The sequence below is a fragment of the uncultured Sutterella sp. genome (assembly GCF_937923675.1).
GTDB lineage: Bacteria > Pseudomonadota > Gammaproteobacteria > Burkholderiales > Burkholderiaceae_F > Sutterella.
Genome location: NZ_CALDXB010000067.1, coordinates 1 through 6,777, shown reverse-complemented (window position 1 = coordinate 6,777; position 6,777 = coordinate 1). Strand labels below are relative to the sequence as shown.

Sequence of the window (6,777 nt, the reverse complement as noted above, 5' to 3'; positions counted from 1 at the left end):
CTGAAAATCAAAAGATTCCAGCTGAAATTAGAAATTAATGTGCGTCAGCCCTGAATATCGCGGACGCCCGCATTGACTGCGGTTCGCTAGACTGTCGGGTTTCGACGCTTCCTTTCCCCACATCATCCTGAGCGATGTCTAATCCCAACCTTCTCTTCGAACTCCGCCAGTCGGGGCTGCTTCTCATCACGGCCTTCATCTGGGGCTGCTCCTTCGTCGCCCAGTCGATCGGCATGGAGTCGGTCGGCCCCTACACCTTCACGGCAAGCCGCATGGCGCTCGGTTTCGTTTTTCTGCTTCCCATCGTCGCCATGCTGCGAAAGCGCCTCGCAGCCTCGCAGCCCGACGAGTCGGAACGCCGCCGCTCGCCTGAGTACCGCCGGAACCTCATCCTCGGGGGCTTTCTCTGCGGCCTCTGCCTCTTCGGCGGCGAGGCGCTCCAGCAGTTCGGCCTCGTGCACGACACGGAAGTCGGGAAAGCCGGCTTCATCACAGCGCTCTACATTGTGTTCGTGCCCCTCATCGGCCTCTTCCTGGGCCAGAAGTCGCGGCTCACGCTCTGGCTCGCCGTCGCCATTGCCGTCGCGGGCCTCTGGTTTCTCTGCCTTCCTCCGGAAGGCTTTTCGATCGCGCTCGGCGACACCTACATCTTCCTCTGCGCCATCGTCTTTTCGCTTCACATCCTCGTGATCTCGAGGTTCGTGACCAAGGTGAACGGGATCGAACTCTCGATGATGCAGTTCTTCTTCGGCTCCATCATTGCCTTCACGAGCATGATGCTTTTCGAGCATCCGACGATGTCGGGCTTCATGGCGGCGCTCCCCGCCATTCTCTGGGCAGGCATCATGAGCAACGGCATCGCCTACACGCTTCAGATCGTGGGTCAGCGCGGCATGAACGAAACCGCGGCAAGCCTCATTCTCTCGCTCGAATCCGTCTTTTCCGTGCTTGCGGGCTGGGTTGTTCTCAATGAAATCCTCACCCCCCGCGAAGGTCTCGGCTGCGTGCTGATGGCGGTTGCCGTCGTCCTCGCGCAGCTCCCGGAAAGGAAAAAGAGAATCGAACGCAGGTGAGTGCCGACCTGCCTGAAACTGCCTCGTTTCTGCCTTTTTCTGCTCTCATTTTCTGAAAAGGGTTAACCCCTAGATTAAGATGAGGGCGTTCAACACTGTCGGGTTTCGAAGCCTTTTCATCGATTGCGGAAGGCTTCGAAACATCCAGGTTAAAAAGGAAGGAATATGCAATTTCTGATCATTAATGCCGGCTGCACCCACTTCGGACACGGCGGCACGCTTTCTGCCGCCATGGTGGAGAAGGCCCGCGAAACGCTCGAGAAGCTCGGCCACACTGTCGAAGAGACTCGCCTTGAGAACGGCTGGGACAATGCCGAAGAGGCCGAGAAGATTCTGCGTGCGGACGTCGTCATCATTCAGACTCCGGGCTGGTGGATGAGTACGCCGTGGCAGCTTAAGAAATACGAGGACGACGTCTTCGTCGACCCGATTCTCTGCGGCGGCGACGGCAGAAGCCGCAAGGATCCGCAGAAGAAGTACGGCTCGGGCGGGAAGCTCACCTCGAAGCGCTACCTCCTCTCCTCGACATGGAACGCGCCTCTTGAAGCCTTCACCGATCCCGACCAGTTCTTCGAAGGCAAGGGCATCGATGGCCTCTTTATGCCGCTTCACAAGACCTTCGAATTCCTCGGAATGAAGCCCTGCGAAAGCTTCATGGTGAACGACGTCTTCAAGCACCCGACCATTGAAGCCGACATGAAGCGCTGGGAAGCGCACCTCACGAAGCTCTTCGGCTGATTGTCTTTATTCTCACGGCCTCCCTGACGGAGGCCGCTTTTGGATTTTTCAAACACTTTCCCACGCCGTGAATGCACGCTTTTCGGCGTCAAAGACCAGCGCAGCGCGGATGAGCTCCCGGCCATGAGGCGCTTCGCCGTATCGGCGTGTGAGGAGCTGCTCCGCCGCTTCGGCAAGGAGCCTCGACGCATCAGTGCCTCTCCGGGCAAACTTGAATTCGAATACCCAGCGACGATTCCGTGTGCGAACCTCAAGAACGCTTCGACCCAGGGCAGAATGCTTCTCAACATCCGTCGCCATGGCGGCGCCCATCAGGAGAACTTCGATATGGCTCAGGCAGGAGGCTTCGTCGCAGATGGGGAACTGCCGGTAATCGATCGCGTTGAGAACTGCGTTGAAGTGTCCGACAACAGCATCGACATTTTCGCCATCGAGCACTTTTTCAAGCCGCGACACGCCGACCTCAAGTCGATTAACGTTCCGGAGCATCTCGTCCGCATAGAGCCTGGCAATTGAAAGCCTTACTTCCTTGTTCGGGTACCCGAGCTCGACCTCGGCAGCATTGATCTGGTCCTTGATGGTGAGGTACCCGGCCTCAAGAAGAAGCGCCGCAGCGGATAAGCCGCTGACCTCTCGTGAAGCCGAGAGCTCGTCCAGCGTAATTCCGATCGGCTGGTCGAACTGGTCGGGTGATATGAACGCATCGCTCTCCGGAAGCTTGAGGAATCGCGTCGGCAGCCCGCCGCTTGAAAACCAGTAGTTTTGGAAGCCCTGCCCGGGATGTCTGAAGAAATTCAGCACTGACCAGGGGCAGAAAACTTTCGCCGCAGCTTCCGATTCAAAAGAATAGCCGCCGTAATTTTCCCTGAGCTTCCCGACGAGTGCGTCCTCGGTCAATCCCAGTTTTTGCCCGGCCTCCCTCAGATAATAGGGAAAAGCATTTTTGATTTCCGCTTCGGTAAATCCAATGAGCGTTCCATAGGCCCGATTGAGCGAAATGTCATCGAGAAAGTTAAATTCCGGGAAAAAGGTCTTCAGCCGCGTGATCCCCGTCATGAAGAAAAACTTTAGGCATCCTTCGTTTGACTTCAAAACCAGAAAGAAAGCGCTCAGGGCGGCGCGGATGTGCTCAAAAAGCGCCGGGTCGTCAAGCGACGCCGTGAGCGGTGCGTCATATTCATCAATCAGAATGACGAGCGAAGATGGCGGCAGCGCCGCAAGCCAGTCTGAAATCTGGCCCATGAAGAGGCCATCCTTTTCTGCATAGACGAAACCCGCCTGACGAAACTTCCTCAGGAGCTGATCGTGGAATTTGCAGACAAAATCGGCTTCTGAAAAACAGTCTTTGATTTCAGAAAAATCAAGACGAATAACTTTATATGCTTTGTCTGACCACAGATGTTCGACGGCAAGGCCTTTGAAATCCCGGATGCCGAACTGGAACAAAGACGCAAAAGTCGAAACGAGCAGCGACTTTCCGAATCGCCGGGGCCTCGCCAGAAATACTTTGCCTGAATCGCGGCAGAGGTCGAAAATCATCCTCGTCTTGTCGACATAGATAGAGCCGTCGTGCCTCAAGGCTATGAAATCGGATCTTCCCAGGGGAAGCGGCTCTCGCAAAAGTTCAGTCATTTCAATTCTCGTCTTTTCCCCGATATTAGCGTCCGCAAGCGTCCCATGAAGCTGAGCGGCTCCACCCGGCGGCAAGCCCGCAGATTTCTTGCTTTTGCACAAATGCTTTCGTTTTCTAGCCGCCTCGTCTCTTGACCCGCAGTCTCATTGCGCTATCTTTTCGTCTCTTGCCGCGCATGAGGAGCCCTGCTCCTTCAGCAGCGCACGCCGTTAACACCATCCCAATGCCTGTCTATGAAGAAGGATTGCTGATGCAATACGATTTTGACCGCGTGATTGACCGCAGAACGATCGACTCCGCCAAGTGGACTGCCTATCCGAAGGATGTGCTTCCCCTCTGGGTTGCGGATTCTGACTTCCAGTGTCCCCAGCCCGTTATCGACGCCGTTATGAAAATCGCCGAAACCGGCGTCTACGGCTACCCGAACGGTCATGCCGGGATTGTGGAGAAAGCAACTGTTTCCTGGTGCGCCCGCCATTACGGCCTTGAGGTCCTTCCGAGCGAGGTTCAGTATTGTCCCTCCATGTGCTTCGGCCTTGCTGTAGCCATCCGCGCCTTCACGAAGCCGGGCGGCAAGGTTCTCATGCAGGTGCCGGCCTATCCGCCCTTCATCGAGCTCGCGAAGTCGAACGGCCGCATCCCCTCGATGAATGCGCTGAAGCTCGTCGACGGACGCTATGAAATCGACTTTGAGGACTTCGAGCGCCGCGCTGCCGACCCCGAATGCACACTCTTCCTCCTCTGCAGCCCGCACAATCCGACGGGACGCGTTTTCTCGAAGGAAGAGCTCGAGCGCATCGTTTCGATCTGCTGCCGCCACAATGTGGTAATCCTCGCGGACGAAGTTCACTCCGGCTTCGTCTTCAAGGGCGAACACACGACGCTCCTCACGCTCTCCGAAGCCGCGCGCAGCATTACGGTCTACGGCAACAGCCCGTCGAAGACCTTCAATACGGCGGGACTGCGCGCAGCAGTTCTCATCAGCAAGAATCCCGCGCTTGCCGCCCGCGTCAAGGCGGAGCTTGCGGCGAGCCAGCCCGACCGAAGCGCCTTCTCGCAGGCGGGCTTCGCCGCCGCCTGGACTGAATGCGACGACTATGCCGAAGAAGTTCGCGCCTACGTGAAGGAGAATCTCGCCTTTGCGCACGACTTCTTTGAAAAGCGGATTCCGTCAATCAGGAGCTACACGCCGGAAGCGAGCTACCTGATGTGGCTCGACTGCTCGGCGCTCGGCTTCAATACCCAGGCGGATCTCACACGCTTCTTCCTCGAGGAAGCAAAGGTTGCGATGAATCCTGGCGAATCCTTCGGACCGGGCGGCAAGAACCACATGCGGCTCAATACCGCCTGCCCGCGCTCGATTCTTGAGGAGGCGCTCTCCCGGATTGAAGCTGCGGCAGAAAAGCACATGGCGGAACTTGCCGCGAAATAAAGCCGGGCTTGAAGCTGCGAATCTGCGGCGAGGCCTCTCAGCACCTGAGGGTGCGCATACTTGCCGCGGGAGAGTCCTCGCTGCAAGAGGATTCTCTCCCAAAACCGTCAGGCAGATTGATTCCGTCTGACGGTTTTTCTTGTCATCCTCACTGCCGTCTCTTCGACTTTCCTCCTCTTCAGAGCCTTCCCTGGAGTTCTTCATAAGTCTCACCAATGCCACTAAGCAGAAGTGAGTAGGGGTATGTCTTCGCATTTAGCCTGGCTCTAGACTCAGTTCATTGAAAAACATGAAACTACATTGTAGTTATTACATGGTTTTGTGCGCGAGTGATTGATAATGGATTGCATTATCAATCTCAGATGTCTGGGAACATCAAAGCGAGCACATCATGTCCGCCACCCTCTGCCGGTCTTCCAACCTTCCTTTCAGACTGGCGGCAATTGCCTCCGTCATATTGACTTCCGCGTCCGCGATTGCAGCCGAAAGCGCTGATGCTCAGAAAGCAGGGGCGACCACCCAGCCCGTCGTCGTCACTGCCACGCGCACCGCGCAGCCCCTCAACCAGGCGGCAAGCTCCATCAGCGTTCTGACGCAGAAAGATGCCGAGGAGATTCAGCCGATTACCTTCACGGAACTTCTCCTCGACATCCCGAACGTTGATATCACTTCGTTTGATTCCGTCATGAACAACCGAATCTCGATTCGCGGCTCAGGTGATCGCGAGATTACATACCTGATTGACGGCATGCGGCAGGACAATCAAACAATTGGCGGCAACCGCCCTTCCGGCATTTTCATGGACTCCGAGCTTCTGAAGCAGATTGAAGTCAAGCGCGGCGGCGGCAGTGTGCTTTACGGCAACGGTGGCATCGGCGGGACGATCGCAGTGGAAACAAAAGACGCCGCCGATTTTCTCAGGGATTCCGACAAGGACTTCGGCGCCACGCTCAAAGCAGGCTACGTCTCGGACAACCTTGAATGGCAGAAGAGTGCCTACGTCTATGGCCGCACGGAGCTTTGGGATGTGGTTGCCGGAGTCACCCGCAGAGACTCTGGCGCAGCAACGAGCTCAGAAACGGGGCACCGCAACACGGCGGACGTCGATAATGATTCGACGTCGGCTTTTGCCAAGGCGACGCTTTCTCCACTTCCAGAACACCTCCTTCAGGTGGCCTACTTCTACGATATTGCTCATAACGACAGCTTTTTCCGAAGCGGTCGTATCGACAAATATCGCTATGAGCAGCACCGCGTAAGCGGCAAATGGGAATTTGAGAAGAATGACTGGATCAACCTCAAAACTGCGCTGCAGTACGCGAAATCTGAATTCCAGTTTGAGGGCAATAGAGCAGGCTTATCGAAAGACGATTTTGATTCCGTAAGCGGGAATATTCAAAACACGAGCTACTTCTCGGCATTCGGGACTCATGAACTCACGTTCGGCGGCGATTTTTCAAAGACTTCTCAGAACGGCCAGCAAATGTCTCTCTCCGGCTGGATGCCTGACGGATCACGACCGGATTCTGACGGCTTTGATGGGGGGCTCTTTATTGAAGACCAGTATGCGCTCAACGACTATCTCTCCATCGTGCCGGTACTTCGCTGGAACTACTTCAAGCGCGAATCTAATGAATCCTACCCGTCCCTTTCGGACTCAAAAGTTACCCCAGGCGTGACGCTCCGCGTGACGCCGATGGACTCGCTTCTCTTCTGGGGGTCAGTCAACGCAGGCTATCGTCCGCCGATTCTCGATGAAATGTATTTCAGGATGACTTACCCGGATGAGGAATGGACGTCGATTGTTGTGCCGAACCCGGATTTAAAGCCGGAGAAATCCGTCAACTCGTGAATTCCCAGAAATCCGGTAACACCACCCCCTGAAGCTGCATGGCGACAAG

5 protein-coding genes are annotated in these 6,777 nt (G+C 56.0%); 4 read left to right on the top strand and 1 reads right to left on the bottom strand.

Annotated features, from left to right (window positions below; translation table 11 throughout):
- Positions 1–134 precede the first annotated feature (134 nt).
- Entirely contained in the window at positions 135–1,073 is a 939-nt protein-coding gene (locus Q0106_RS07825; RefSeq protein ID WP_297611209.1) for a DMT family transporter, read from the top strand.
- A gap of 165 nt (positions 1,074–1,238) precedes the next feature.
- The gene (locus tag Q0106_RS07820) at positions 1,239–1,811 is read left to right on the top strand and encodes an NAD(P)H-dependent oxidoreductase (RefSeq protein WP_297611205.1); all 573 of its coding nucleotides are present in this window, start codon (positions 1,239–1,241) and stop codon (positions 1,809–1,811) included.
- Positions 1,812–1,859: 48 nt separating this feature from the next.
- Here the strand turns inward: Q0106_RS07820 and Q0106_RS07815 are convergent, their stop codons facing one another.
- A complete protein-coding gene (locus tag Q0106_RS07815; protein ID WP_297611202.1) occupies positions 1,860–3,443 on the bottom strand; it encodes an AAA family ATPase in 1,584 nt (527 codons plus the stop codon).
- A 251-nt stretch (positions 3,444–3,694) separates the two neighbouring features.
- On the opposite strand from Q0106_RS07815, the gene Q0106_RS07810 reads away from it, so the two are divergent.
- Positions 3,695–4,876, top strand: coding sequence for a MalY/PatB family protein (locus Q0106_RS07810; RefSeq protein WP_297611199.1), 1,182 nt, complete (start codon positions 3,695–3,697; stop codon positions 4,874–4,876).
- 391 nt (positions 4,877–5,267) lie between these two features.
- On the top strand, positions 5,268–6,728 hold the full coding sequence (locus Q0106_RS07805; protein WP_297611196.1) for a TonB-dependent receptor: 1,461 nt from the start codon (positions 5,268–5,270) through the stop codon (positions 6,726–6,728).
- The last annotated feature ends 49 nt before the right edge of the window (positions 6,729–6,777 follow it).